At 62.7% G+C, this 26,013-nt stretch carries 25 protein-coding genes; 12 read left to right on the top strand and 13 right to left on the bottom strand.

Features of this window, described 5'->3' with window-relative positions; translation table 11 throughout:
• Positions 1–17: 17 nt before the first annotated feature.
• From A4A58_RS08460 to A4A58_RS08435, 6 genes are all read left to right on the top strand, one after another.
• On the top strand, positions 18–968 hold the full coding sequence (locus tag A4A58_RS08460) for a FecR family protein (protein WP_158005665.1): 951 nt from the start codon (positions 18–20) through the stop codon (positions 966–968).
• A gap of 214 nt (positions 969–1,182) precedes the next feature.
• On the top strand, positions 1,183–3,762 hold the full coding sequence (locus A4A58_RS08455; protein WP_158005664.1) for a TonB-dependent receptor: 2,580 nt from the start codon (positions 1,183–1,185) through the stop codon (positions 3,760–3,762).
• A gap of 76 nt (positions 3,763–3,838) precedes the next feature.
• Positions 3,839–4,654 (top strand): hypothetical protein, encoded by an 816-nt coding sequence (locus tag A4A58_RS08450; RefSeq protein WP_068731032.1) that lies wholly within the window; start codon positions 3,839–3,841, stop codon positions 4,652–4,654.
• A gap of 146 nt (positions 4,655–4,800) precedes the next feature.
• Positions 4,801–5,556, top strand: coding sequence for a hypothetical protein (locus tag A4A58_RS08445; RefSeq protein WP_068731031.1), 756 nt, complete (start codon positions 4,801–4,803; stop codon positions 5,554–5,556).
• A gap of 11 nt (positions 5,557–5,567) precedes the next feature.
• Positions 5,568–7,415, top strand: coding sequence for a type I secretion system permease/ATPase (locus A4A58_RS08440; RefSeq protein WP_068731030.1), 1,848 nt, complete (start codon positions 5,568–5,570; stop codon positions 7,413–7,415).
• On the top strand, positions 7,405–8,715 hold the full coding sequence (locus tag A4A58_RS08435) for an HlyD family type I secretion periplasmic adaptor subunit (protein WP_068731029.1): 1,311 nt from the start codon (positions 7,405–7,407) through the stop codon (positions 8,713–8,715). The genes A4A58_RS08440 and A4A58_RS08435 overlap by 11 nt, the downstream gene beginning before the upstream one ends.
• Before the next feature lie 16 nt (positions 8,716–8,731).
• On the opposite strand, the gene A4A58_RS08430 is transcribed toward A4A58_RS08435, so the two are convergent.
• Positions 8,732–9,772, bottom strand: coding sequence for an AraC family transcriptional regulator (locus A4A58_RS08430; protein ID WP_068731028.1), 1,041 nt, complete (start codon positions 9,770–9,772; stop codon positions 8,732–8,734).
• An 84-nt stretch (positions 9,773–9,856) separates the two neighbouring features.
• On the opposite strand from A4A58_RS08430, the gene A4A58_RS08425 reads away from it, so the two are divergent.
• The gene (locus A4A58_RS08425; RefSeq protein WP_139069805.1) at positions 9,857–10,492 is read left to right on the top strand and encodes a hypothetical protein; all 636 of its coding nucleotides are present in this window, start codon (positions 9,857–9,859) and stop codon (positions 10,490–10,492) included.
• A 48-nt stretch (positions 10,493–10,540) separates the two neighbouring features.
• On the top strand, positions 10,541–11,323 hold the full coding sequence (gene mddA / locus A4A58_RS08420; RefSeq protein WP_068731026.1) for a methanethiol S-methyltransferase: 783 nt from the start codon (positions 10,541–10,543) through the stop codon (positions 11,321–11,323).
• A 59-nt stretch (positions 11,324–11,382) separates the two neighbouring features.
• Here mddA and der read toward each other — a convergent pair whose 3' ends face one another.
• From der to A4A58_RS08390, 6 genes are all read right to left on the bottom strand, one after another.
• Positions 11,383–12,768 (bottom strand): ribosome biogenesis GTPase Der, encoded by a 1,386-nt coding sequence (der, locus tag A4A58_RS08415; protein WP_068731025.1) that lies wholly within the window; start codon positions 12,766–12,768, stop codon positions 11,383–11,385.
• Positions 12,769–12,821: 53 nt separating this feature from the next.
• Complete coding sequence (locus A4A58_RS08410; RefSeq protein WP_068731024.1) at positions 12,822–13,373, bottom strand: hypothetical protein; 552 nt, start codon at positions 13,371–13,373, stop codon at positions 12,822–12,824.
• Positions 13,374–13,445: 72 nt separating this feature from the next.
• A complete protein-coding gene (locus A4A58_RS08405) occupies positions 13,446–14,099 on the bottom strand; it encodes a tetratricopeptide repeat protein (protein WP_068731023.1) in 654 nt (217 codons plus the stop codon).
• A gap of 172 nt (positions 14,100–14,271) precedes the next feature.
• On the bottom strand, positions 14,272–14,529 hold the full coding sequence (locus A4A58_RS08400) for a hypothetical protein (protein ID WP_139069804.1): 258 nt from the start codon (positions 14,527–14,529) through the stop codon (positions 14,272–14,274).
• Positions 14,530–14,623: 94 nt separating this feature from the next.
• Positions 14,624–15,472 carry a 3-methyl-2-oxobutanoate hydroxymethyltransferase gene (panB, locus tag A4A58_RS08395; RefSeq protein WP_068731021.1) on the bottom strand — a complete coding sequence of 283 codons (849 nt, stop codon included), beginning with the start codon at positions 15,470–15,472 and terminating at the stop codon, positions 14,624–14,626.
• A gap of 3 nt (positions 15,473–15,475) precedes the next feature.
• Positions 15,476–16,060 (bottom strand): NnrU family protein, encoded by a 585-nt coding sequence (locus tag A4A58_RS08390; protein WP_068731020.1) that lies wholly within the window; start codon positions 16,058–16,060, stop codon positions 15,476–15,478.
• Positions 16,061–16,210: 150 nt separating this feature from the next.
• Here A4A58_RS08390 and A4A58_RS08385 point away from each other — a divergent pair, with 150 nt between their 5' ends.
• Positions 16,211–17,206 carry a Bug family tripartite tricarboxylate transporter substrate binding protein gene (locus A4A58_RS08385; RefSeq protein ID WP_068731019.1) on the top strand — a complete coding sequence of 332 codons (996 nt, stop codon included), beginning with the start codon at positions 16,211–16,213 and terminating at the stop codon, positions 17,204–17,206.
• Between the two features lie 270 nt (positions 17,207–17,476).
• Here the strand turns inward: A4A58_RS08385 and A4A58_RS08380 are convergent, their stop codons facing one another.
• Entirely contained in the window at positions 17,477–17,854 is a 378-nt protein-coding gene (locus tag A4A58_RS08380; protein WP_068731018.1) for a hypothetical protein, read from the bottom strand.
• 286 nt (positions 17,855–18,140) lie between these two features.
• Positions 18,141–18,746 (bottom strand): hypothetical protein, encoded by a 606-nt coding sequence (locus A4A58_RS08375; RefSeq protein WP_068731017.1) that lies wholly within the window; start codon positions 18,744–18,746, stop codon positions 18,141–18,143.
• A 198-nt stretch (positions 18,747–18,944) separates the two neighbouring features.
• Here A4A58_RS08375 and A4A58_RS08370 point away from each other — a divergent pair, with 198 nt between their 5' ends.
• Complete coding sequence (locus A4A58_RS08370) at positions 18,945–19,610, top strand: VOC family protein (RefSeq protein WP_068731016.1); 666 nt, start codon at positions 18,945–18,947, stop codon at positions 19,608–19,610.
• Positions 19,611–19,788: 178 nt separating this feature from the next.
• Here the strand turns inward: A4A58_RS08370 and A4A58_RS08365 are convergent, their stop codons facing one another.
• The gene (locus A4A58_RS08365; protein WP_244499701.1) at positions 19,789–20,940 is read right to left on the bottom strand and encodes a GGDEF domain-containing protein; all 1,152 of its coding nucleotides are present in this window, start codon (positions 20,938–20,940) and stop codon (positions 19,789–19,791) included.
• 411 nt (positions 20,941–21,351) lie between these two features.
• Here A4A58_RS08365 and A4A58_RS08360 point away from each other — a divergent pair, with 411 nt between their 5' ends.
• The gene (locus A4A58_RS08360) at positions 21,352–21,813 is read left to right on the top strand and encodes an SRPBCC family protein (RefSeq protein ID WP_068731123.1); all 462 of its coding nucleotides are present in this window, start codon (positions 21,352–21,354) and stop codon (positions 21,811–21,813) included.
• A 154-nt stretch (positions 21,814–21,967) separates the two neighbouring features.
• Here A4A58_RS08360 and A4A58_RS08355 read toward each other — a convergent pair whose 3' ends face one another.
• Positions 21,968–23,587, bottom strand: coding sequence for a peptide chain release factor 3 (locus tag A4A58_RS08355; protein WP_068731122.1), 1,620 nt, complete (start codon positions 23,585–23,587; stop codon positions 21,968–21,970).
• Between the two features lie 206 nt (positions 23,588–23,793).
• Here A4A58_RS08355 and sugE point away from each other — a divergent pair, with 206 nt between their 5' ends.
• Positions 23,794–24,108, top strand: a complete 315-nt coding sequence (sugE, locus tag A4A58_RS08350; RefSeq protein ID WP_068731015.1) for a quaternary ammonium compound efflux SMR transporter SugE — start codon at positions 23,794–23,796, stop codon at positions 24,106–24,108.
• A gap of 6 nt (positions 24,109–24,114) precedes the next feature.
• On the opposite strand, the gene A4A58_RS08345 is transcribed toward sugE, so the two are convergent.
• Positions 24,115–25,131 carry an inorganic phosphate transporter gene (locus A4A58_RS08345; RefSeq protein WP_068731014.1) on the bottom strand — a complete coding sequence of 339 codons (1,017 nt, stop codon included), beginning with the start codon at positions 25,129–25,131 and terminating at the stop codon, positions 24,115–24,117.
• A gap of 14 nt (positions 25,132–25,145) precedes the next feature.
• A complete protein-coding gene (locus A4A58_RS08340) occupies positions 25,146–25,790 on the bottom strand; it encodes a DUF47 domain-containing protein (protein ID WP_068731013.1) in 645 nt (214 codons plus the stop codon).
• Positions 25,791–26,013 lie beyond the last annotated feature (223 nt).

Here is a 26,013-nt window from a genome sequence, read left to right as displayed (position 1 = left end):
GATCGAAGGAATTGCTGATGAAACCTGGCGACCGGCCAACGAAAGCACAGTGCGCCGCCGCTGATCTCTGGCTCATCCGACGCGACGGGACGACAACCGAGGCCGACGAGGCGTCCTTTCGACAATGGCTCGATGAGGATCATCGTCATCAACTTGCCTATCGTGAAGCAGCGACGATCTGGCAGCAGCTTGAGGAGCCTGCCATTCGGCTGGCTGCGCGCGACCATCGTCGCGGCAACATCGCTGCCCGGCGCCGGCACCAGATGGGATGGTGGCCGGCATTGCCCGCAGCGATCGCTGCGGCCTGCGTCATCTGGTTCGTCAATCCATCGATGGTCGAGAACTGGCAGGCGGATATTGTCACGGCGCGTGGTCAGGTGGTCGCCCGCGACCTGCCGGACGGCTCCCACCTGAACATCGGTGCTGATACTGCCCTGGACATCGATTTCAAGGATGGCCGACGCCGGATCGTTCTGCGCCGTGGCCAGGCCTTTTTCGATGTGAAGCCCGACCAGACCGCCTTTACGGTCGACAGCGGCGCCGGCGAAATCCGCGTGCTCGGGACGGCCTTCAATATCGACCGGACAGCAGATGGCGTCGAAGTGACGGTGCAACGCGGACTGGTGTCGGTCGCCGGCCTGGACCGCGATACGACCGTCAAACTATCGGCAAACCAGCACGTACGCGTGTCCGGCGGAAAAATCGGCACCGTCGAAACCGGCGACATCGACGCCAGGCTCGCGTGGATATCCGGTCGCCTGGTCTTCGACCACGTCCCGCTGCATCGGGTCGTCGAAGCGCTGCAGCGTCAGACATCAAGCCGCATCGTCATCCGCGGCCGCTTCAGCGATCTGATCGTCTCCGGCACGTTTCCAACCACGAATGTCGATGAAAGCCTCGCAGCCATCGCCGGCATGGTCGAGGGCAACGTCGCCCAGGTTACCCCCTGGGTGACCGTCATCTACTGAACTCTGTTTACCGGAATTCTAAACCGCAACACGCACGAACCTGATGTGGGTTTGATTTCGTGACTCGTTGAACTGGATGAAGAGCAGAAGCTCTTCGCGGCGCTGGGGCGGCGCACAGCAAACAACGAGAGAGCGGAGTTCGTGCGTAATGCGGTTCGGGGGTAGACGGGGCGTCGCTCGCCATGTGGCGGGCGGGCTAATCGGCATATTGCCGTTGATCACGACAATACCGGCCTTTGGCCAAAACAGTGTCGAGGCAACAGCGACCGCCCCTACGACCTACCCGCTCAACATTCCCGCCAAACCTCTTGCAGCGGCCATTGCCGATCTCGGCGCCAGCAGCGGATGGCGCATCCTCTACACGATCCAGCTCGCGCCAGACATGCGCAGCCAGCCGTTGACCGGCAACTACACGGTGGCACAGGCGCTCGCACAGCTCTTGGCCGGCACGGGAATTACGTATCGCATCACCGGCCCGAAAGCCGCGCTCCTGATCGATCCGTCGCAGAGCCGTGCGGGTCCCGTCCCCTCCGGCGACGGCGTCCAGCTCGACACGATCGTCGTCGATGCGTCCAGAACCGATGGCATTGGCTCCGGCTATCAGGGAACGCCGGACTGGGTCTATCAGCGACCGGCAGCCGTCAGCGTGATTTCCCGCGAGGCGATCGAGAGCAGCCCGACGCGTAACGCGCGCGATCTCCTGGACAATGTGGCCGGCGTTTATGCCAATCGCTCGGCGGCGCAGAACCCTGGCATCAGCGTCAATATCCGCGGCCTGCAGGACCAGGACCGCATCGTCACCATGATCGACGGCGCGCGGCAGAACTTCCAGCGCAGCGGCCACGGTGCGACGCAGCGGACCTATGTCGATACGGCCTTCCTGCGCCAGATCGACGTGGAGAAAAGTACGACGTCAGGTGTCGGTAGCGCCGGCTCGCTCGGCGGCCTGGTCAATTTCCGCACCTTTATTGCTGACGACCTGATCAAGCCCGGCAACCAGTATGGCGGCGTGGTGAATGCCACTACGGGTACCAATGCGTACAATTTCGATGGCTCGACGGCAGCAGCCGTCCGCGTGTCGGAGCGCTTCTCGGTGCTCGGCGGCGTCAGCTACAAGAACATCGGCGCCTATGACGTCGGCAAGAACGGCACCATCCCGACCGCGAATACCTATACCGGTACCGGTGACGTCCTGCTGTTTTCCGGCCAGGAGGTCTTTTCCACCATCCTGAAGGCAGAGGCCCAAGCTTCGGACGACGTCAAGATCACGATCGGCTGGCTGCATAACGATTCCCGGTACAATACCGGAAATTACGATCTTACGATCGCACGCGGGGGCATCTTGAAGTCCAGCGAGCAGGTCGCCAACGATACATTCACGTCAGCGCTCGACTGGAATCCGGGCAATGACATCGTCGATCTGAAGGCAAAGCTCTACTACAACCACCTCAAGAACGACACGGTCTCCGACGGCGCGTTTGCGCTCACCGGGCCATCGAACTTCGTGTTCTCGACACTGGGCGGCAGCGTCGAGAACACCAGCCGCTTCGCGACAGGCATCGGTGCACTGGCACTCAATTACGGCGTGGAGGCGTTCAGCGACACCGGCAAGACGACGCTGCAGCGCGGCTTTGTCTCGCAAACCGGCACCGACTATTCGAGCACGCTGACCGGCGGCACGCCGAGCGGAAACCGCGACGTCGCCAGTGGCTTCGGCACCGCGACTCTCAAACCGGCAGAATGGGTGACCCTGATCGGCGGCGTGCGCTACGACTGGTATCACATCGCCGGTACATCGACGATCTATGGTAATGAAACGCGGGACATCATCGGGCAACTGATGACCAATCCCGGAAGACCGGCCATCTGCAATGCACGCGGCTGCGGCGTAGCCATCCCGCCGACATATGTCCCTATCTATGGTCCCGCTTACTATCCGGCCTACAATATCGATATCGACAAATCCGGCGGCGCGTGGCTGCCAAACTTCACCATCGCCTTCCAGCCCACCGAATGGCTGCAACCCTTCGCCAAATATTCCAAGAGCTACCGTCCGCCCACGGTGATGGAATCGTTCCTGAATGGCGGCCACGACAGCAACGTCATCAATGGCTACGCACCGAACCCGTTCCTGCGTCCGGAACGCGGCGACACCTACGAAGCCGGGTTCAATGTTCTGGCCAATGGTATCCTGACCGAGCGGGATTCCATCCGCTTCAAGACGGTCGGCTTCTATCGCGAGATCACCGACTACATCAGTTTCGGCTATATCCTCAACGCGCAGGCCAACAGACAATACGACACCTTCGTGAATCTCAACGGCGTCACCCGGATGAAAGGCGTCGAGATCGAAGCCAATTACGACGCGCGCTTCCTCTATATCGGCGGCACGGTGACGCGCATCGATACGGAATTTTCCGACAGTTTCACCAGCCCGGCGGGGCGCGACATCCCCATCAACAGCGGCCGTGGCGCCGCGGTCATCTTCGAGCAACCGAAGCTGCGCGTCACCCTTGATGCGGGAATCCGGCTGCTCGATGAGAAGCTCACGCTCGGAACACGTATCGTCGACGTATCGAAGACCGAGCCCGTCTTGGGTTCACTCCGGAGTGGATACGATATGCCGGGCTATCGCGTCTACGACATCTATGGGTCCTACGCCTTCGACGAAGCGACCAAACTACGTTTCGCGGTGAACAATCTCACCGACGTCGCCTATGCCCCTGCCGTCGGCGCCAATTTCTACGCCGCGCCGGGCCGTACGGCGACGGTGTCGCTGAACTACAAGTTCTAGGAAATTCCCCGCTCCATCGCCGGGGATGGGTGGCCCGCCGCAAGGCGGGCAAAACAAGCAGAGAAGGGTCTCGAGAATGGCACTCAATATTCAGTTGACGGCAGCAAGCAGCGACCTTGCAACATATCTGGCGTCGTACGACGCCAACTTCACCTACAATGGAAACGGCTGGTTTTCCACCTCGTTCACCGGCCAGGATCAGTGGTCGGCCGGTGTCGATACCGAAGGAACCGATAATAATCTGCCTTCCGTCATCATGAACATCCATGACTACAGCTATTCGCCCGGTACATTCAACGGCGACGTGGAATCGCTCACACTCGGCCATAATCTTGAATATGTGCCGGCCACGGATCTGTGGGTGCAAGATCAGGAACTGATCATCACCAATAGCAGTGGCTACATGCCCGTCACCACCACCTTCAATCAGGCGATCTATTCGCTATCGCATGGTGGGCTGGTCGATGGTGGGACGTTCTTCGGTCAGTCGTTCGCGGGTCTGACGGACTACTTCGCCGAACAGGGCACGAACCAGACCGGCACGGCAAACGATGACGTCCTCGTCAGTTTCGCCGGCGACGATGTTCTGACCGGCAATGGAGCTGTGCTGGTCGATACGTTCCTCTGGAGCGCGAACTACTATGATACTGCCGCAGGCACAGCAGCACAGGGCTGGGGCGACGACGTCATCACCGACTTCTTCGACGGTGCCGACCAGGTCCAGATCTCCGGCTTCGGTTGGGCCAATGCCACGGCATTCCAGAGTGCAGGCGGCAGCCTGTCCGGCAATGTCATTACCTATGCCGATGCAACGAACGGGCTGACCAGCACCATCACGGTGAACTTCACTGGATCGGGCACGCTGGACTGGAGCGATATCGCCTTCGTCTAACAGGCTTCGCTGCGAACTCGCGGCCACGCGACCTGCTGACGCGACGCTGATGTCGCGTCAGCCCCCTCCAATCGGGATCGCCTGCAGTGATCACGACACACCGCTGGATCACGACGTCCCGACAACCCAAATCCTGAGGAATGACAATGGCACTGACCATCACCTACAGCGAAGCAAGCAGCAACCTGCCCGCTTATCTGGACAACTGGATCGACAATTTCGAATATCGCGGTACCGGAAATTTCAACGCCGTGAAGAACACCACCGACCAATGGTATGCCGGCACACGCATCGTCGGCGGTGTCGACAATGACAAGTCGTCGGTCATCGTGAGCGGTGATGACTTCTCCTATACGCCGGGCGTCATCGATGGCACGGTCACCAACCTGACCCTCGGCAGCAATCTGGCTTATGTCGCTCCGACCGACCTGTGGGTCCAGGATGCCGGTCTGTCGATCGGATTCAGCGGCGCAACGCTGACGCCGGCCTTCGACGCCGCGATCACCGACCTGTCGCAGAATGGCAGCCTGAACGGCCTTTACGGCTACTTTGCCGAACAGGGCACCGTCCAGACCGGTACGGCCGGCGACGATGTCATGCTGAGCTTCGGTGGCAATGACAGCTTCACTGGCGGTCTTGGCAACGATACGCTCGTTTTCGCCGACGGATGGGCCAATGACGTCGTGCTGGACTTTTACGCAGCCGCCGGCGATTTCGACGTCCTCGACCTGCAGGGCGTGACCAACATCTCGAACTATGTCGACCTGTTCTTCAACCACAGCAACTGGTGGGATCAGAGCAACGTGCTCACCATCACCGATGGTGCCAACTCGATCCAGCTCGATGGCTATGTCGGGACAGACATGCTTGGTCTGATCCTGGACGGCCACTTCACCGTCTGAGCAGAGCTGTCGTGGTGAAAGCTCCGCAGCGCGTTCCGTCGCAGCCATTGGCTGCGACGGTTGTCTCGCCCCTCAAGCTCGCCATCGCGGGGATCGCTTTGATCAGCGGCATCGTGAACGTGCTCGCGCTGACCGCGCCGCTGTTCATGCTGCAGGTCTATGACCGCGTGCTGGCCAGCCGCAGCGTTTCGACGCTGATCGGCCTCGGTGTGCTGGCGGCCACGCTCTACGCCTTTCAGTCCCTTTTTGATATCATTCGATCACGCATTCTGCTGCGCATCGGCGAGCGCTTCGATCATCAGTTGTCCGGCCGCGTGCATGATGCCGTTGTCGGCCTGCCGCTTGAGATGCCTTTGCCAGGCGATGGCCTGCAGCCCTTGCGCGATCTCGACAATGTGCGCGGCTTCCTGTCCGGTCCCGGCCCGACCGCCTTCTTCGACCTGCCGTGGATGCCGTTCTACCTCGCCATCTGCTTCGTATTTCATTTCTGGATCGGCATCACAGCCCTCGTGGGTGCGGTCATCCTCGTATCCCTCACCCTTCTCACCAATGCCCGCTCCAGGGGACCCGCACGCGAGACCGTGCAACACGGCATGTTTCGCAACGCGCTGATGGAGGCCAGCCGTCGCAATGCCGAAGTAGTGCGCGCGATGGGCCTCGGCGGCCGGATGGCCGCGCGCTGGCATCGCACCAACTCGGATTATCTGGCGGCCAATCGGCGGGCTGGTGATGTGGTGGGAGGCCTCGGTGGCGTAGCCCGCGCGCTGCGTGCGTTGCTGCAATCGACCATGCTCGGTGTCGGCGCCTATCTCGTGATCAGGCAGGAAGCCAGCGCCGGCGTGATGGTGGCGAGTTCGATCATGATGGGCCGCGCGCTTGCTCCCGTGGATCTAGCCATCTCGACATGGAAGCCGTTCCTGATGGCGCGGCAGAGCTGGGCACGGCTCGATGAATTGCTGACGCGCGTGCCGGAAGCCGCCAAGGCGATGGCACTGCCACGCGCCCATATCGATCTGCGCGTCGAGGCGATGACCATCGCGCCGCCCGGAGAGAAACGGCCGACGGTCACGGGACTAAGCTTCACCGTTTCCGCCGGAAGCGCTCTTGGCATCATCGGCCATAGTGGTAGCGGCAAGTCCACGCTGGCACGCGCACTGGTCGGCGCCTGGCGACCGGCCAGCGGTAAAGTGCGCATCGACGGCGCCAGCTTCGACCAGTGGGACCGGGAGATGCTCGGTCGCAATATCGGTTATCTGCCGCAGGGCGTTGAACTGTTCGATGGCACCATTGCCGAGAATATCTCCCGCTTCGAGGACGACCCGGACTCCGAGGCCATCGTCGCCGCGGCCAAAGCTGCCGCTGTGCACGATCTCATCCTGCGCCTGGAACATGGCTACCAAACGCGGATCGGCGAAGCCGGCTCCGCACTCTCCGCCGGCCAGCGCCAGCGCATCGGGCTGGCACGCGCGCTTTATGGTGATCCGTTCCTGGTCGTGCTCGACGAGCCCAATGCCAATCTCGACGTCGAGGGCGAAGCGGCGGTCATCCGTGCCATCGCCGCCATCCGCGAGCGCAGGGGCATAGCCATCGTCATCGCACACCGTCCGAGTGCGATCGGCGCCGTTGACCTCGTCCTGGTGATGGAGGGCGGTCGTGCCAAGGCATTCGGTCCGCGCGCGGACGTCCTCAGCAAAGCACTGAAGGCTCCCGCTCCCGCAGCACACAGCAGCGGCACGACGACCGGCCATACGGCTACCGCGCGGTCTCTGGCGCCGCTGCGGGTGATCGCCAATCCCGCCGACAAGTCGGGAATGAGCACACATCCTCACGACGATATGGAAGATCGCGATGCGCGATAGCAATGTCTCGACGGTCTCCCACTCGATCCTGCGTCACCTCGGCATCGCCACGCTGGCGGGTGTTGTGCTGGTGGGCGGCATCGGCGGATGGGCTGCGGCAACCAATCTGGCCGGTGCGGTCGTCGCCGCAGGACACTTCGTCGTGGATACCAACGTCAAGAAGGTCCAGCACCCGACCGGCGGCGTGGTCGGTGAAATTCTGGTCCGTGAAGGACAACGCGTCACCGCAGGCGACATTGTGATGCGCCTCGACGCGACCCAAACGCGGGCCAATCTCGCCATCGTCACCAAGCGGCTCGACGAATTTGCCGTGCGACGAGCCCGGCTCCGCGCCGAGCGCGACGAGGCTGGCGTCATCGCCTTCCCCGACGAACTCGGATCACGCGCCGCCGATCCGGAGATCACGCAGCTCATGGCAGGCGAAAGCAGACTGTTCGAACTGCGCCGCGACGCCCGCCTCGGCCAGAAGGCACAGCTTCGCGAACGCGCACTTCAATACGGCAAGGAAGTGCGCGGCCTGGTGGCTCAGGAGGAAGCGAAAATTCGCGGCATCGGCCTGATCGAACGCGAACTGACAGGTGTACGCGAACTCTGGGAAAAGGGCCTCGTGCCCATTCAACGGATGATGGCACTGGAACGCGAAGCGGCAAGCCTCGACGGCGAACGTGGCCGGCTGGTCGAAGCGCAGGCGCAATCGGGCGGCAAGATTTCCGAAACACGGCTGCAGATGATTCAGATCGACCAGGATCTCCGCAGTGAAGTCGCCAGCAGCCTGCGCGACATCGAGGGCCAGACGGCAGAATATGTCGAACGGAAGGTAACTGCAGAAGATCAGCTCAAGCGGATCGATATTGTCGCGCCGCAAAGCGGACTGGTCCATGAGCTCGCGGTGCACACCGTTGGCGGCGTGATTTCGCCAGCCGACACGGTCATGCTGATCGTGCCGGACAGCGACAGGCTGGCGCTCGAAGTACAGATCAACCCGCAGGACATCGACCAGATGCGGCTCGGCCAGCCTGCCGTGCTGCGCATGTCGGCCTTCAACCAGCGCACCACTCCCGAACTGAACGGCAGCGTCAGCCGCATTGCCGCCGACCTGACACTGGATCAAAAGTCCGGGCTTTCCCATTACATCGTGCGGATTACCATCCCGCCGCAGCAACTGGCACGCCTCGGCAAACTCGCTTTGGTTCCCGGAATGCCTGCGGAGGCCTTCATTCAGACCGGCGAACGCACCGTCCTGTCTTTTCTGGTCAAGCCCATCGGCGACCAGATCGCACGATCATTTCGCGAGGAGTAGCCGATTCAGTCGACGGTCAGCCCCTGCGCATTGGCGCAGGATACGGCTTCGCCGACTTCGCGCCGTCGCGCCAGCGACCCGGCGCTATTCCGGTCACGCGCTTGAACGCGCGATTGAAGGCCGCCTCGGAATCGTAGCCGACATCGCTAGCGATGACGGCTAGGCTGTCGGCGCCCGTTCGCATGCGCTCCGCTGCCAACTGCATCCGCCAGCTGGTCACATATTCGATCGGAGCCTGGCCCAACACTTCGTTGAAGCGCTCGGCGAGCACCGTGCGCGACGTGCCGCATTCGCGGGCCAGATCGTCAACCGTCCAGCGATGACCGGGATTTCCGTGGACATGCCACATCGCACGTCCGAGCACGGGATCGTTCAGCGCCGCAAACCAGCCATGCGCGCTTGGCGGCAATCCCGCAGCGTAGCGACGCAACACCTCGACGAACAGCAGCTCCATCAGCCGGCCGAGCATGATTTCGCTGCCGGGCGTCGCATCTTCGGTCAGTGAGAGAATTTCGCGCACCGTCGTGGCGAGAACCGCGCTCACCTTGTCGTCGCCGGCGCGATCGATCAGCATCGGCGGCAGGGTTCGAAAGACCGGAGAATGCAGCAGCTCCGACGATTCGATGAAGCCGCAGACCATGCGGGTCTCCCGCCCTCCGCCGCCATGCTCGATCGTCCACATGCCGGATAGTGGACCGGCCCGCACCAGTTCCATCGCGGAACACAACTCCGCGCCGTCGCCGCTGTAGAACCTGTGCGTGTCGGCGAACGGCATCAGCAGAACGTCGCCCGCGGCAATGGTGCCTCGCTCGCCACTGGCGAGTTCGACGGTGCATTCGCCCGCCGCGATCAAATGAAAAATGCTGACATGGCGCAAATGCGCCATCGGAGTGCGTTCGTCGAAATGTTTCGGACTAATGAGGCCGAAGGGCTCGGTCAGGCTGGCGTTCAGAAATACCGATCCGCTGAGCCGGATCGACCGCAGCATATCTGCGAGCAAATCCCCACCGCGATCAATATCCGGCGTCGCTGCAAATGATGGCGGTGTCTCGATCATGTGAGGTCCTGAACCTCCGACCATCGTCCGCTGCCCCAACCATGCGCGGCATGTGGCGTCGCATTGTATCCGATGGAGACGATGATGATCAAGAAACGGCTGTCCAAAGCCGCCGATCGTAGCTTCCGCTTGATTGCAGCACTGTTGATGCGGCGCGCCATTGCGCGGCTGATCTGCATCGACGACAGATCGCTATCCAAGGCAGGATTATCACGCGCCGCGGTGGCCGAGTTCCTCGAGAGTCCGCTTCAAACCGACCCGCACCGCTTCTTCAGTAGCAAGCATGCGCAGCGCGATGTGCAAGACGTCGATACCGCTCTTGAGTCGGGTCAAGTGTCGCTGCCCCAACCGGACCTGATTCAACATCTCGCAGATGAATCGATCGCTTTCGACAGCCATGGCGCGCGGGCCGATATGCTTCACCGGGGAGCCATCATGCGTGCGATCCGACAAATGGTGAGCTTCCGCATGCGGATTCTGACGGCTGGCGTGCTCGTCGCCGTCGGGGCCCTGAGTGCCTGCTCCGGCAGCCTGCCTGATTGCGATGCGGCACAAACCCGCCGTGATCAGCCCGCGCGCTGTCAGCCGCGGCCCGATGCCATTCCGTTAGCGCCGATCATGCGGCCAAGCGTGCGCGTGGCCGAGGCATCCCTTCTCCCCAGGCAGCCGCGCACTAGGCAACCCGAAGCGCGCGCGGGTCCGTCCGGAGGGACCGGCTGAGGAAACGCCTGTTTCAAATCGACAAGACAACCAGCAAAGGATAGTTCCATGACCCGCCTCATTGCACTCATCTACGGGCTCGCGTCCTACGCGATCTTCTTCATCACGATCCTCTACGCCATCGGTTTCGTAGACGGGATGATCGTACCAAAGGATATCAACGCCGGGACGGAGGTCCCGTGGCTGGAAGCTGTGCTCGTCAATCTCGCTCTGATGTCGCTGTTTGCAATCCAGCACAGCATCATGGCGCGGAAGTCGTTCAAGCAGTGGTGGACGCAATATGTCCCGGCTTCGGTCGAGCGCAGCACCTATGTGCTGTTCGCGAGCCTGAGCTTGTTGCTACTATTCTGGCAGTGGCGCCCGATGCCGGCGATCGTCTGGCAGATCAATAATCCGCAACTGGCCATGGCCATGACGGGGCTTTCCCTGTTCGGATGGGTCCTCGTCTTCACCAGCACCTTCCTGATCAACCATTTCGAGTTGTTCGGGGTGCAGCAGGTGGTGCAAAATCTGTCCAACAGTGAGCCGTCTGCGCCGGTGTTTCGCACGCCGCTCTACTACAAGTTTGTGCGCCACCCGATCTATCTCGGCTTCATCATCGCCTTCTGGGCGACGCCGCTCATGACGGTCGGACATCTGTTGTTTGCGGCCGTCACCACCGCCTACATCTTCGTCGGGATCTTTCTGGAAGAGCGCGATCTCGTCGAGCTGTTCGGCGATGACTATCGCCGCTACCGCAATCGGGTGTCGATGATCCTGCCATGGCGCAAATCAGAGCGTCCGCCTACGCAGAGGCATGCCAATCCGTTCGGGCTCAGCGGCGAGCGATAGGACACGAAATAAAAACGCTGGATCGCGTGCACCGCGATCCGGCGTCTTTTACTGGCCGATCAGTTCGGCCGCTTGCGCTTGTGCGCGAAGGGATTGGCCTTCTCACGCAGCGTGATGCGGATCGGCGTGCCCGGCAGGTCGAAGGCCTCGCGGAGCGTATTGGTGAGATAGCGCAGATAGCTCGTCGGCACTGCATCGGCGCGCGAGCAGAACACCACGAAGCTCGGCGGGCGCGCCTTGTTCTGGGTGACGTAGTTCAGCTTCAGCCGGCGACCCGACACCGATGGCGGCGGATTCTTGTCGATCGCATCCTCGAACCAGCGATTGAGGCCTGCGGTGGGAATGCGGCGATTCCAGACCGCGTAGGAATCCTGTATCGCCTTCATCAGCCGTTCCACGCCCTCGCCCATGAGGCCCGAGATCGCAACGACCGGCACGCCCCTGATCTGCGGCAACAAGTGATCGGCATCGGTGCGCAGCCCGGCTATCAGGCCGCCTTGCTTTTCAACCAAATCCCATTTGTTGACCGCGAGCACCAGCGCGCGTCCCTCGCGCTCGACCAGATCGGCGATCCGCAGATCCTGTTCCTCGAACCTGTTCTGCGAGTCCATCATCAGCACGACGACTTCGGCAAAGCGCACCGCGCGCAGCGTGTCTGCGACCGACAGCTTTTCGAGCTTGGCCTCGATGCGCGAACGGCGACGCAGGCCGGCGGTATCGAAGATGCGGAAGTCGCGGCCCTTGTAGTTGAGCTCGACCGAAATGCTGTCGCGCGTGGTGCCGGCTTCCGGAGAGGTCAGCAGGCGCTCTTCGCCGAGCAGATAGTTGATGGTCGTCGACTTGCCGGCATTGGGGCGCCCAACGATGGCGACGCGGATCGGCCGCGTCTCGATCTCTTCCTCGGGAATGATGACGTCGTCGTCGTCGAATTCTTCCGGCTCTTCGACCGGCTCCGGCATCAGCACGCGCAGCGCGTCATAGAGCTCACCGAGGCCTTCGCCGTGTTCGGCGGAGACCTGGATGGGATCACCGAGACCCAGCGCGTAGGATTCCATGGCGCCGACTTCGCCGTGTTTGCCTTCGCTCTTGTTGGCGAGCAGCAGCACCGGCTTGTTGGCGCGGCGCGCAAAATCAGCGAAGGCGCGGTCGTTCGGCGTCAGGCCCATGCGCGCATCGATGACGAAGAACAGCGCATCGGCCAGCGCAATCGCCGTCTCGGTCTGCTCCTGCATGCGCGCAGTCAGCGAGCCCTTGGGGCCTTCGTCGAGACCGGCGGTATCCACCAAAGTGAATTCGAGATCGCCAAGCTTGCCCTCGCCCTCGCGGCGGTCGCGGGTGACGCCGGGCGTATCATCGACCAGCGCGAGCTTCTGCCCGACCAGACGGTTGAACAGCGTGGACTTGCCGACATTGGGTCGGCCGATGATGGCAATGGTATAAGACATGGGTGATCCGTGCGCCCTTTACGGACAGCCTGTCAATGAGAGGGCGCGCGAACTCAGCGCGAGAAACTACCCGACGGCACTGGTGCCGGGAATGGTGTGGTGGCCTGCTGGGCCGGCGCGGCTGCTGCCGGCTCATCCGGCGGCGGCGCGGTGGTGCTGCGGCGGCGGGCGACCTTCTTGCCTTGCGGCGGAGGCGGTGCGGCAGCCGTGCTGCCTTCCTCGGCGACGGCTGCATCTGGTGCGGCCGGCGCTGCACCGTCCTGACGGACGGTGCCGACCTGAACCGTGCCGCGGCCTTTCGCCTTGCGGCCCTGCGGCTCCGGCGCGCCCGGCGGCGGCTGCAGTGGGGCGGCTGCGACGGGCGCAGCCTCCTGCGCGCGCTGGCGCTCGACATTCTCCTTGTAGAGATCGCGCGGCACGCCCTGCTCGAGACCGGGGACACCGTCGGGGAACACCGGCTTGCGGTCGCCGGGCAGCTTCTTCTTGGTGTCCAGGAAGTCGAGCATGTCGGACGGGTCCCAGCCGGTCATGCTGCCACAGCCCGCGAGCGCGCTGGACAGCGCGATCAGGACGGCGGCGGAAACGAGGCGTTGCATCGGGCGCATGGACGACTTCTCACTCAACTCGTGATCTGAACGATCGGCTTCAGGTCAGCTTTAATTCAGCTCTTGTCTTGCTCAGCTTTTCGCGGCGGGCGGCAGCAGCGCCTGCAACGCTTCGGCGCGGGTGCGCAGGCTCGCCGGCGTCTCCGCATCGTTGGACATCATGTCCAGCCACTGCCGCGTCGCCACGGCGTTGTTGGCCTTCCATGCCGACAGCGCCAGCAGCTCGCGCGCCGAATGACGATAGGTGCTGGTATTGGTCGTCGCCGGCTCCAGACGGGTCTGCATCGCCTCATATGGGGTGGTCTCGAGCAACAGGCTGCCGGCGCGGATGCGCGCCAAATCCTGCTCCGGCGCGGGAACGGTCCGGTCAGCGATAATGTCGTCATAGAGCTTCACGGCGGCCTGTGGGTCGCGCGAAGCAGCCTCGGCAGCGGCGCGCAAACGGGCCAGCGTGCGGTAGCCGGACGGCGCCTCGGCAGCGAGCTTGGTGAAGGCGGCTTCCGCCTCGGCATGCTTGTTCTGCTCGGCAAGCTCGACCGCACGGTCGAACGCCGCACCGGCCACGGCGGCCTTCTTGGCCTCGAGATAGCTGTAGCCGCGCCAGCCGCCGACGCCGACCACGATCAGAATCGCGACTGCGATGATCAGGAGCGAATACTTCTCCCAGATCTTCTTGAGCTGCTCGCGACGCAGATCTTCGTCGACTTCATTAAATAATTCAGACACTTAAAGGTATCCTGTCCCCGATGGGCCGCGCTCACCCCGAGCGGCGCCGGGCATATACGCTCCAGCATGGCGGCGGCGATACCCTAGCGTTATGGCGCTGGCAAGGCAAAGCCAGCGCGATCAAAGCGTTATCCCGAAATGCTTAATTTCGAACCGATGCCTTTTAGGCCCGTCAGTTCATGCCACCAGCACCGCCGCTGGTGCGGCCATTGGCATTGGACCCGGCGCTGTTGTCGCCGAAGGCCGAATTGGCGTTGTTGCCGCCCAGCGCCGCATTGCCGCGGGTGTCGTTGAGCGGGCCTACGACCGGGCGCGGCTCCTCGACGCGATAATGCGGTTTCCGCTCCTTTTTGGCCGGATCGGCGTGCGAAACCGCGGGAAGCAGCGCCAAAACGGCGACAAAGCTCAGGAACTTCAAGGCCTTCATCATCATCATCATCCTTCGCATTGCCCCTGCATTTCAACCCCGACCGGGCCGCAAAATTCCTGCGGAAATCCTGCGGCCGTCTTGCGTCAAACCTGCGTCAGCCCTTCGGCTTGCCGCCATAGACATGCTCCGGTCCCGGAAACGCGCGCGAACGCACATCGGTTGCGTAGCCCTCGATGGCCGCCTCGATCATCGGGCCAAGATTGCCATAACGCTTGACGAATTTCGGCACCCGCGCCGACAGGCCGAGCATGTCTTCGAGCACCAACACCTGACCGTCACAAGCCGGGCTCGCGCCGATGCCGATGGTCGGGATTGGAATCGTCTCGGTAATTTTTCGCGCGAGCGGTTCAGCCACCGCTTCAATCACCACCGAGAACGCACCGGCTTGCGCCACGGCAATCGCATCGTTCTGGATTGGCCCCGGCACGTTCTCACCGCGTGCAATCGCTTCGGCCTCTTCCTTGCCCTGCGAGCGGAACGAACCGAGCGCGGCGATCGACTGCGGCGTCAGACCGATATGCGCCATCACCGGAATGCTGCGCTCGGTGAGGAAAGCGATAGTCTCGGCCATCCGCGACCCGCCCTCGAGCTTCACGGCGCCGCAATGGGTCTCTTTCAGGATGCGCGCGGCGGAATGAAACGCCTGTTCCTTCGAGGCTTCATAGGAGCCGAACGGCATGTCGACCACGACCAGCGACTGCTTCGAGCCGCGCATCACAGCATGGCCCTGCAGGATCATCATCTCGAGCGTCACGGGGATCGTGGTCTCGAAACCGTGCATCACATTGCCGAGCGAGTCGCCGACGAGGATCACGTCGCAATAACGATCGACCAATGAGGCCGTATGCGCATGATACGAGGTGAGCATCACGATCGGCTCGCCGTTCTTGCGCGCGAGAATATCCGGTGCGGTTTTGCGCTTGATGGCCGACTGAACTGACATGACTTAAGCTCCGAACACGGGGACGCCGATCACCACCGGATGGAAGGCGAAACCCAAAGCGATATAGGCGACGATGCCGACCGCGACCGCAATCGCGTCATTCATCGGACCGCCCACCGGGATCGGCGGACCGCCGGCATCAGCGCGATGTTTCATCGAGATGCGATCGATCACCGCCCAAGCCAGGAACGATCCGAACAGGATGATCGAGCCGAGATCGCCATTGGCGAGCAGATGCGCGGCAGCCCATAGCTTGATGCCGGCGAGCATCGGGTGTTTCAGCGTGGTGTAGATGCGGCCGCGGATATAGGACGCGGCGACCATGATCACCGCCGGCAGCATCAGGGCGACGGTGATGTGCTTCATCGCCAGCGGCGGCGTCCAGACATTGATCCAGCCGGTCGCGCGATATTGCGCGAAGCCCCAGATGATCAGCGCGAGGCCGACGGCGGAGATCAGCGCAAAGCCGAGCTTGTAGAGGCTCTCGCCCAGACGCGCGATCAACTCCGCGCGCGCCTCGCGCTTGGTGATGAACCAGTGAATGCCGAGAAACAGCACGAGGCCGAGGATCATCACGATCAGTCCCATGATGTTCAGTCCTCTCGCCCGGGCGGTTGCGTGCCGGATGGGTTGCCCGCCCTGAAATTCCCACTATGGTCCCGCCCGGCCAGCGGATTTTAGCCGCCTTTGGCGCCGGTTAGACGGCTTCCGGGTATCACTTTTCAGGGGACGCACGCAATGCTGCGAAACGACACGACATCTGCCCGCTTTCGCCTTGCGCTCGCAGCGCTGCTGTTCGCGACGCTACCCTTCGCAGCGCACGCGCAGACACCCGTCTGGCCGCCCAAGCTGGTGCGCATCATCGTGCCATTCGGCGCCGGCGCAAGCCCGGACATCGTCGGCCGCGTGCTCGCCGACAGTCTGCAGACGCGGCATCCCGGCACCAATTTCGTGGTGGAGAATAAACCCGGCGCCTCAGGCAATATCGGCACCGACGCCATCGCCAAATCCACGCCTGATGGTTCGACCATCGGCATCTCGCTCGGCGGCCCGCTCGCCATCAACACGCTGCTGTTTGCCAGGCTGCCCTACAATCCCGACACCGACATCGCGCCGATCACTTTGCTGACGCAGCTCCCGAGCGTGCTCGCGGTGCCGACCAGCCTCGGCGTCAATACGGTTGCGGAATTCCTCGCCAAGGCCAAAGCCGATCCGAAGGGCCTCGGCTACGGCTCCATCGGCGTCGGCACGCTGTCGCAGCTCTGCATGGAAGCGATCGGGCAGAAGGCCGGCGCCAATATGGTGCACATCCCCTATCCGTCGTCACCCGCGGCGACCACCGCGCTGATCCGCGGCGATGTGCAGGTCGCGTGCCTCCCCGCCATCGGCGTGACGCCGCAACTTGCGACGGGGGCCGTGAAGATCCTCGCCGTCACCACCGCGAAGCGCTCGCCGTTCCTGCCGGATGTGCCAACGCTCACCGAGAGCGGCATCGACGTGCAGTCCGACGCCTGGAACGCGCTGGTCGGCCCGGGCGGGCTATCGAAGGATGTGGTGGCGACGATCAATGCCGAAGTGACACAGACGCTCGCCGAGCCTGCCGTGATCGAGAAGCTGAAGCTGCAGCTCATCACGCCGTCACCGACCACGCCGGATCAACTCCGCAAGCGCATGGCCGATGAGAAAGCGCTGTGGGCCGAGGTGATCAAGGCGGCGAAGATCAGGATCGATTGAGGTGATGAATGTGGCAGCTCCGCGCTGTCGCCTTAACCTCTCCCCGCTCCCGCGCACAGCAAAGCTGTGCTAGGCGGGGAGAGGTCGCCGCGTCTTCGCGGCGGGTGAGGGGCATGGCACGGTGCCAGCCACATATATACTCCCCCCGGATTTCGCGTGACCGACCCGAGAATCCGCGTTTGCCTCACCACCAAACAAGGCCCCTCACCCGCGCGCTGAGATGCGCGCGACCTCTCCCCGCAAATGCGGGGCGAGGTTAAGCAAGAAGCCTCACACGAACCTGCAGTTCCGGTCCGCCTGCGCCGAGCCGACCAGCGATGTCACGGGGACGCTGTAGCTGTTCGGCGTCGGTGTCTGGCCCCGCGGGGCGAAGACGAGCACGCCATGTTGCTTGATCGACTGCTTGGCGTTGTTGATCTGGACATCGATCGCGCACGAGACCTTGCGGTCGCAGGCGTTCTCGTAGTCCAGCTTGAACGAATATTTGCCGCTGCTTTCCCAATAGCCCGCATATTTGTTGGCGACGCAGGCCTTGGCTTCCTCGGTCCAGTTGTCGGCTTCGGGCCAAAGCAGCAAGGCGCTGCCGCCGGTGAGCGCGCCAACGACGCCAACAATCGTCGCAATCACTACGAACCTGCGCTTCAGCATCGCCGCCTCCGAGATGGTTTCCCCTTCGTCGCGGCGACAGACCCAGTGGTTCACTCTCTTAACCTCTCCCCGCTCTGTGCGGGGAGAGGTCGAAACGCGTGCGCAGCGCGTGTTTCGGGTGAGGGGCTTGGTACAAAGCCAGTCACGAAGAAGCACCATCGGCTCGCGATACTGCAGACTCAAGATTCCGCGTCCGCCTCCCCGCCGTTCAAGGCCCCTCACCCGGAGCCGGCGCTGCGCGCCGACCCCGACCTCTCCCCGCAAATGCGGGGCGAGGTAAGCAAGCTCACTTCCCGGACTGCTTCTCCAACTCCCGGTTATCGACATAGCGGATCATGATCGGACGCCCGGCGACCGCGCCGCCGAGTCCCTTGGTCAGCTTCAGCGGCAGGCAGCTATGGAGCGAGGCGTTGATGGCCTTGAGATAGGTGTCGCGCGTATCCTGCGGCGCATCCTTGCTGACAAACGTCACGCGCGGCGGCGCAATGGGCGTGCCGGCCGTGTTGAACGAAAACATCACCGACATCTGCATGCCCGCACGCGCACTCTCCGCCGCGGGCGGTGACCAGCACGACCGCAAGGTGGCGAGCAGATCGCCGAGCGTATCGAGATCATGATCGGGCTTGCGATAGCGATCCTGCTGATCCTCAGGCGGCACGCTCAGCACCGTGACCTGCAGGTTTTGCCCGATCGGATAATCGATCTCGGGAATGCACGGCCCGTGATCGAACACGCTACAGGTGGACGGCGTGCAGGGCTCGCCATCAAGCACGCTGCACGGCCTGTGCGAGAAAGGCACTGCATCACCCGCGCGCAGCCGCCGCGCCTCCGCCTGGCCAGCGAATGCCACCAGTACGCCGACGATCAACAGTAACGTGAGGTTCCGTGTCATTCGGACACCCTTGCAAATGCGCCCTCACCTGAAATGATACAGGCGTGTGGCGTCATCAAGATCGGGATAGGTCACAACTGCACGAGCAGACCAACAAACGGAACGCCGGCCAAACGACCGATTGCAGACATTGTTGCGCCTGAGCCCAGCCCGGCACCACACGTCCTCGTCATCACACCCCAACCTCAGGAGACCGACATGAGCAGTCCCCAGGTGCATCGTGATACTTCCGTCACCATGAAGCTCGAAATCGTCGTCATTCCCGTGTCGAATGTCGACACAGCCAAGAGTTTTTACGCAAACCTCGGCTGGAGGCTCGATGCCGACTTCGTGGCCGGCGACGACTATCGCGTGATCCAGTTCACGCCACCGGGATCGGATTGCTCGGTCATTTTCGGCAAGAACGTGACCGCCGCGACGCCGGGCTCGGCGCAGGGTCTGTATCTGATCGTCTCCGACATCGAGGCCGCCCGTGCGGACCTGCTCGGTCGCGGCATCCAGGTGAGCGACGCCTTCCACGCCGGAGACGTCAATATCGGGCCGGACGAGCCCTATCTGTTCGGACGGCTTCGGGTGAATGGCCTCGATCCCGCGCGCGCCAGCTATCGCTCCTTCGCATCATTCAACGACCCGGACGGCAACGGCTGGCTGTTTCAGGAAATCACCGCGCGCTTGCCTGGCCGTGTCGATGCGAGTGCCGCGACGTTCAACTCTTCTGCCGACCTCGCAGCCGCATTACGGCGGGCGGCCATCGCCCATGGCGAGCACGAGAAGCGCACCGGCGGCAAGCATGACGAGAATTGGCCGGACTGGTATGCTAACTATATCGTGCGCGAGCAGACCGGCGAGTCGTTGCCGGCATAGCGGTCGCATCGCGCGGCACATGGAATACATCGCAACTGAATCGTCTGACGCAAAGCTGGATGGCTCGCGCACCCATCTTTGCGGAACCGAACTCGACGTCAGAGGCGGGCGCCGTCCTGGCTCTGCAGCTGCGGGAGCGCGTATCCGGATCCGGCGACAGGCGCGTCGGCAGAGGCGCTTAACGTGCGGGAAATTGTGCGGTTGCGGCCGGTCCGCTTCGCTTCGTAAGTCGACCATCGACCCGCTTGTACAGGCTCGCCCAGCTATCTCCCGGTTGCAACGTCCCCACGCCGAAGCTCGCAGTCACCTGCCTCGCTCCGCCCAGGACGGCAAAGCTGTTCTGCTCGATCGCGCCCCTCAACCGTTCGGCATAATCAAACGCTTCCTGTTCGTTCGTATCCGGAAGGAACACCGCAAATTCCTCGCCGCCCAGTCGCCCGACAATGTCGCGTTTGCGCGACGCGCTGCGCAGCATGCGCCCCACCTCTCCGAGGACACCGTCCCCGACGTCATGACCGAGGGTGTCATTGATGCTCTTGAAGTGGTCGATGTCGCACAACGCGAGCGCAGCGCGGCTCGATCCGTGTTTGTGCAGATGGGCGGCTACCCGTTCTTGAAAGCCGCGCCGGTTCAGGATGCCGGTCAATAGATCGAGATCGCGTTCGCGACGGAGATCGTCGATCATGTCGGACACCGCCGCAGCGAGGATGGCCAGCGCCAGGCCGGCGCCAAGTACGGCGAGCGAAAGCTGGAGTGCCTGCCAGAACGTCGAATTGCCGAACGCGGTCTTGTCGATCGGCGCGGAAAATCCGACCGTGAGCAGGGTTCGCGGAAAAAAATGCAACCCAAACAGCAACAGCACCCAGAACAGAGCCCTATCGACATACGGGCCGCGCGCCAAAGCGGTGAGCCGCCCCGCTGCGATCAGCATCAGGAGGCCGTAGCCGAAATTCTGGATGTAGACCCGGGCAATGAGACTGCGATCGATATAAAAGAAATAGGCGAGCAGAAGAACGAAGCCGGCAAGGATCGCCATGTCGATCACCGGACCGAGCCCCTTCCCCGAACGCACCAGGATGCCCTCCACGGCGGCGATAACCGCCGACGTGTAGAGCGCGCCCGACACGATGGCATTGGCCCCCGCGCCGGGCGGCAAACCCAGGATCTGCGACATCGCGCCGAGGGCAAACAGGACGCACGCGCCGGCCAGCAAAAGCAGGTAGTTACGCTTTTTCTCGACGAACCACGCGCAGACGAAGGTAACCCCGAAGACGAACAATATTCCGGGCGTGATCAGTTGGAGCGTAGTCTTGACGATGACCCCATTCATCTCGCTCAAACTTTCCAATAGGCCCAGGTCGTTGTGACGCACGGCTTGGGCACCGGTGCCTCGTAGCCAAAGAACACTATCAAATTTGATGGGAAATGCCTTAAATGCGAGTCGATTGACGGGAACCGGGGTCGTCACACCCGACGTCATAGGCCGCGAATGCATCGTCAGCCGCTCGGCTCACAAGAGAAGACGGATGGCCGGGTCATCTCGCGAAGCCGCGCTTCGCGCTTTGCACGGCCAAGACGTGGGAAGAGTCTATCGCTCAACTCATACGTCATACGCAGGCTTGACCCACGTACCCATCTTCCCCGACAAAGCCTCGGCACACAATACGCAGCGCCGTTGCGCATTCATCAAGAACAAGACTGTTCACAACTGCGCGAACAGACCGCGGAGGAACTGCCAGCCATGACCACACCCAAGACACCGACGCATCCGTTCGAGCGCAGCCACTCCATCGTGATCGCGGCTGCGCCCGAAGCCGTGTTCGACTACGTCACCAATCCGAAATCATGGCCGCAATGGCTGCCCTCCTCGCACGACATCGACTGCGAGGATCGCCCGATGCGCTTCGGCGACACGTTTCACGAGCACTGGTCGACGCGGTCGGGCCCGGTGGCGCTGGACTGGCTGGTGATCGCCTGCGAGCGTCCGCGTCTGTGGATCGGCCTGACGCATATGAGCGTCACCGGCCCCATCGTGGTGCAATATGTCTGCGCCGTCGTCGATGGCGGGACGAAGTTCACGCGCACGGTGCGTAATCCTGCGCGGCCGAAGACGCCGACACCGGAGGTGGTTCAGCGGATCGACGAGGAAGCGGAATTGGGGTTGGGGAATATCAAGAGGATTGTGGAGGGAGCGCACGTGTAGCGCTGATGTGACGGCATCGCATGACGCGAAGATGGATGGCCGGGTCAGGCCCGGCCATGACGTGGAGAGAGGATATCACCTAACACTCAGACGTCATACGCGGGCTTGACCCGCGTATCCATCTTGACGCGGCATCGAGGGAAAAGAAAGAACCTCACCCCTGCTTCTTCACATCCTTGATGTCCGAGAACACAATCCCCTCGGCGCGTTCCTTGGTGTAGTTCAGGTAGAAGTCGTTCTTCGCCAGGAACACCGGATCTCCATCGACATCGTCCGCGACGCCGGAATTGTTGTTCGACATGAAGGTCTCGAGCTTCTTCTTGTCGTCCGACGAGATCCAGCGCGCCAGCGAGAATTCCGAGACCTCGAAACTCACCGGGAGCTGATATTCGGCGTCGAGCCGGGCCTTGAGCACGTCGAGCTGCAGCGGGCCGACGACACCGACCAGGGCCGGCGCGCCGTCGCGCGGGCGGAACACCTGCACGACGCCCTCTTCCGACATCTGCTGCAGGGCTTCCTTGAGCTTCTTTGCTTTCATCGCATCGCCCAAGCGGACACGACGGACGATTTCAGGCGCGAAGGACGGCACGCCGATAAAGGTGATGTCCTCGCCGTCGGTCAGCGTGTCGCCGATCCGCAGCGTGCCGTGATTGGGAATGCCGACCACGTCGCCGGCATAGGCCTCGTCGGCGATGGCGCGGTCCTGCGCGAAGAAGAACTGCGGCGACGACAACGACATGTTCTTGCCGGTGCGCACCAGCTTGGCCTTCATGCCCCTTGTCAGCTTGCCCGAGCACAGCCGCGCAAAGGCGATGCGGTCACGGTGGTTGGGATCCATGTTCGCCTGGATCTTGAACACGAAGGCCGACATCCGGGGCTCGTCGGCCTCGACCTTGCGCAAATTAGATTCCTGCGCGCGCGGCGATGGCGCAAAACGGCCGAGACCTTCGAGCAGATCGCCGACGCCGAAATTGCGCAGCGCGCTGCCGAAATAGACCGGCGTCATATGGCCTTCGCGGAACGACTGCAGGTCGAACGGCTTGGAGGCTTCTTTCACCAGTTCGAGTTCGTCGGCGACCTCGCTGGCGTCGAGATTCGGATTGCGACCGGCGAGATCGGAAATCTCGATCTTCTCGGCCGCACCCGTCTTGGCGCCGCCTCCTTCGAGCAAACGAATGCCACCAGTCTCGATGTCATAGGTGCCCATGAAATCGCGGCCGCGGCCGACCGGCCAGTTGATCGGCGTGGTGTCGAGCGCCAGCGTCTTCTCGATCTCGTCGAGCAGATCGAACACGTCGCGGCTCTCGCGGTCCATCTTGTTGACGAAGGTGATGATCGGGATGTCGCGCAGACGGCAGACCTCGATCAGCTTCAGCGTACGCGCCTCGATGCCCTTGGCGGCGTCGATCACCATCACGGCCGAGTCGACCGCGGTGAGCGTGCGATAGGTGTCTTCCGAGAAGTCTTCATGGCCGGGCGTGTCCAGCAGGTTGAAGACGTGGCCCTGGAATTCGAAGGTCATCACCGAGGTGACCACCGAGATGCCGCGGTCGCGCTCGATCTTCATCCAGTCAGAACGCGTGTTGCGGCGCTCGCCCTTGGCCTTGACCTGGCCCGCCAGATTGATGGCGCCGCCGAACAGCAGCAGCTTTTCGGTCAGCGTGGTCTTGCCGGCGTCAGGATGCGAAATGATCGCGAAAGTGCGGCGGCGGGCGACCTCAGTGGCAAGCGGGGAACGCGCGGCTGAGTCGGCGGAAAGGGCGATATCGGACATAAACGTGCCTGTGGCAGGGAAAACGGGCGCAATCAAGGGATTTTGGGCGGGAAACTGGCCGAAGTGGCGACCATCGGCCGCGTTGCGATCCGGCTGCGTGGGTCCCATATAACCCCTGCGAGGACGACCTCCAAATCATCATCATCCGGCAAAGGGAGACCTTTGCTTGCAGGGACGGCCCTGTACTTTCACCAGGAGGCCGTTCCATGGCTTGGTTGTTGCTGTTCATCGCGGGGTTGCTCGAAGTCGGCTGGGCTGTCGGGCTCAAATATACCGAAGGCTTCACCCGCCTCGTCCCCTCCGTCCTTACCTTGATCAGCATGACCGCGTCGGTAGGCATGCTCGCCCTCGCCCTCAAGGAACTGCCGATGGGAACCGCCTATGCGGTGTGGACCGGCATCGGCGCGGTCGGCACCGCAGCGCTGGGCATGTACCTGTTCGGCGACCCAGCCACCGTGGCGCGGATCACCTGTATCGGGCTGATCGTGGCGGGAATTGCGGGACTGAAGCTGGTGTCGTGATCGACGTTAGATAAAGCTCAGATGCAGTAGCTTCACGATCCACCAGGTCGCGGCGGCGACGATCGCCGCGGCCGGGATCGTGATCACCCAGGCATAGACGATCGAACTCGCCACATTCCAGCGCACCGCCGACACACGCCGCGCCGCGCCGACACCGACGATGGCGCCGGTGATGGTGTGGGTGGTCGAGACAGGCACGCCCAGGAACGTCGCGGCAAACAAAGTCGCCGCGCCGCCAGTCTCGGCGCAGAAGCCCTGCATCGGCGTGAGTTTGGTGATGCGCAGACCCATGGTGCGGACGATGCGCCAGCCGCCCATCAGCGTGCCCAGCGCCATTGCCGCCTGACACGACAGCACGACCCAGAACGGCACCGAGAATTCGGTGCCGAGATGGCCCTGCGAATAGAGCAGCACCGCGATGATGCCCATGGTCTTCTGCGCATCATTGCCGCCATGGCCGAGCGAATAGAGCGACGCCGAGACGAATTGCAGGATGCGGAAGGCGCGGTCCACCGCGAATGGTGTCGAGCGCACCGACGCCCATGACACGATGGCCACCAGCACCAGCGCCAGCAGGAAGCCCACCAGCGGCGACAGCACGATCGCCAGCAGCGTCTTGACCAGCCCGCTCCAGACCGCCGCCGAGAGCCCCGCTTTTGCCAGGCCCGCACCGAGCAAGCCGCCGATCAGCGCATGCGACGAGCTTGAGGGAATGCCGAGCGCCCAGGTGATCACGTTCCAGACGATAGCGCCCATCAGCGCTGCGAAGATCACCGCGGGATCGATGACGCTGGGCTCGATGATCCCGGTGCCGATGGTGTTGGCGACATGCAGGCCGAACACCAGGAAGGCGATGAAGTTGAAAAACGCCGCCCAGAACACCGCATATTGCGGCCGCAGCACGCGCGTCGAAACGATCGTCGCGATCGAATTGGCGGCGTCATGCAAGCCGTTGAGAAAGTCGAACAGCAGTGCGATGGCGATGAGGCCGATCAGCACCGGAAAGGCGAGCGTGGCGTCCACCTGATGGCCCTGCCCTATACTTGTTCGATGACGATGCTGTTGATCTCGTTCGCAACGTCGTCGAAGCGGTCGGCCACCTTTTCAAGGTGCTTGTAGATCTCGGCGCCGACCACGAAATCCATGGCGTTGGCGTCGCGGTGCTTGAGATAGAGCTCCTTGAGACCGATGTCGTGCAGATCGTCGACGCGGCCCTCAAGCTTGCCGACCTCTTCGGTGATCGCAGTGAGCAGACCAACATTGTCGCCGATGGCACTCATCAGCGGCACGGCGCGGCCGACCAGATTGGCGCATTCCACCAGAAGGATGCCAATCTCGCGCATCGGCGGCTCGAACTGGCGCACCTCGAACAGCATCACGGCCTTCGCCGTCTGCTGCATCTGGTCGATGGAGTCGTCCATCGCGGTGATGAGGTTCTTGATGTCGACGCGGTCGAACGGCGTGATGAAGGTCCGGCGGACGGCGGTCAGCACCTCGCGGGTGATGGCGTCAGCATCGTTCTCGAACTGGTTGACGCGCTGGCAATAGACAGGCGTCTCGTCGCCGCCTTCCATCATCCTCGCCAGCGTTTCCGCGCCCTGCACCACCGTGACGGAGTGACGGGCGAACAGGTCGAAAAACCTCTCCTCCCGGGGCAGAAAGGAGCGGAACCAGCGCAGCATAGGATCATCCAGGTCTTCGGGAAAACGCAGTGACCGGACCCGGCTCGCGGCTCCCGTCACACGAATGTCATAAAGCATTTCCGACCAAGGCGAGCAATCGCACACCTTTTAGACCCGGTCATCCACCGCTTTATGACAGCCTGCTTTTCCTGAGGCAGTGCCTGGATTAGAGCGAGTGCTTGAAGTAATAAGCGATTTCGTCAATGACGCCGCGGCGGAAGGT

Origin of the sequence: Tardiphaga robiniae (assembly GCF_001618955.1) — a bacterium.
In the GTDB taxonomy this organism is placed as follows: domain Bacteria; phylum Pseudomonadota; class Alphaproteobacteria; order Rhizobiales; family Xanthobacteraceae; genus Tardiphaga; species Tardiphaga robiniae_A.
This window is presented reverse-complemented; position numbering and strand designations above follow the sequence as displayed.

Bases quoted from the DNA above. Each gene is read 5' to 3' on its own strand.
- mddA (WP_068731026.1), top strand. From the start codon at position 10,541: ATGACCCGCCTCATTGCACTCATCTACGGGCTCGCGTCCTACGCGATC.
- A4A58_RS08360 (WP_068731123.1), top strand. From the start codon at position 21,352: ATGACCACACCCAAGACACCGACGCATCCGTTCGAGCGCAGCCACTCC.
- A4A58_RS08385 (WP_068731019.1), top strand. From the start codon at position 16,211: ATGCTGCGAAACGACACGACATCTGCCCGCTTTCGCCTTGCGCTCGCA.
- A4A58_RS08450 (WP_068731032.1), top strand. From the start codon at position 3,839: ATGGCACTCAATATTCAGTTGACGGCAGCAAGCAGCGACCTTGCAACA.
- A4A58_RS08370 (WP_068731016.1), top strand. From the start codon at position 18,945: ATGAGCAGTCCCCAGGTGCATCGTGATACTTCCGTCACCATGAAGCTC.
- A4A58_RS08400 (WP_139069804.1), bottom strand. From the start codon at position 14,529: ATGATGAAGGCCTTGAAGTTCCTGAGCTTTGTCGCCGTTTTGGCGCTG.
- A4A58_RS08355 (WP_068731122.1), bottom strand. From the start codon at position 23,587: ATGTCCGATATCGCCCTTTCCGCCGACTCAGCCGCGCGTTCCCCGCTT.
- A4A58_RS08380 (WP_068731018.1), bottom strand. From the start codon at position 17,854: ATGCTGAAGCGCAGGTTCGTAGTGATTGCGACGATTGTTGGCGTCGTT.
- sugE (WP_068731015.1), top strand. From the start codon at position 23,794: ATGGCTTGGTTGTTGCTGTTCATCGCGGGGTTGCTCGAAGTCGGCTGG.
- A4A58_RS08425 (WP_139069805.1), top strand. From the start codon at position 9,857: ATGATCAAGAAACGGCTGTCCAAAGCCGCCGATCGTAGCTTCCGCTTG.
- A4A58_RS08365 (WP_244499701.1), bottom strand. From the start codon at position 20,940: ATGAATGGGGTCATCGTCAAGACTACGCTCCAACTGATCACGCCCGGA.
- A4A58_RS08410 (WP_068731024.1), bottom strand. From the start codon at position 13,373: ATGCGCCCGATGCAACGCCTCGTTTCCGCCGCCGTCCTGATCGCGCTG.
- A4A58_RS08435 (WP_068731029.1), top strand. From the start codon at position 7,405: ATGCGCGATAGCAATGTCTCGACGGTCTCCCACTCGATCCTGCGTCAC.
- A4A58_RS08340 (WP_068731013.1), bottom strand. From the start codon at position 25,790: ATGCTGCGCTGGTTCCGCTCCTTTCTGCCCCGGGAGGAGAGGTTTTTC.
- panB (WP_068731021.1), bottom strand. From the start codon at position 15,472: ATGTCAGTTCAGTCGGCCATCAAGCGCAAAACCGCACCGGATATTCTC.
- der (WP_068731025.1), bottom strand. From the start codon at position 12,768: ATGTCTTATACCATTGCCATCATCGGCCGACCCAATGTCGGCAAGTCC.
- A4A58_RS08445 (WP_068731031.1), top strand. From the start codon at position 4,801: ATGGCACTGACCATCACCTACAGCGAAGCAAGCAGCAACCTGCCCGCT.
- A4A58_RS08375 (WP_068731017.1), bottom strand. From the start codon at position 18,746: ATGACACGGAACCTCACGTTACTGTTGATCGTCGGCGTACTGGTGGCA.
- A4A58_RS08430 (WP_068731028.1), bottom strand. From the start codon at position 9,772: ATGATCGAGACACCGCCATCATTTGCAGCGACGCCGGATATTGATCGC.
- A4A58_RS08460 (WP_158005665.1), top strand. From the start codon at position 18: ATGAAACCTGGCGACCGGCCAACGAAAGCACAGTGCGCCGCCGCTGAT.
- A4A58_RS08390 (WP_068731020.1), bottom strand. From the start codon at position 16,060: ATGGGACTGATCGTGATGATCCTCGGCCTCGTGCTGTTTCTCGGCATT.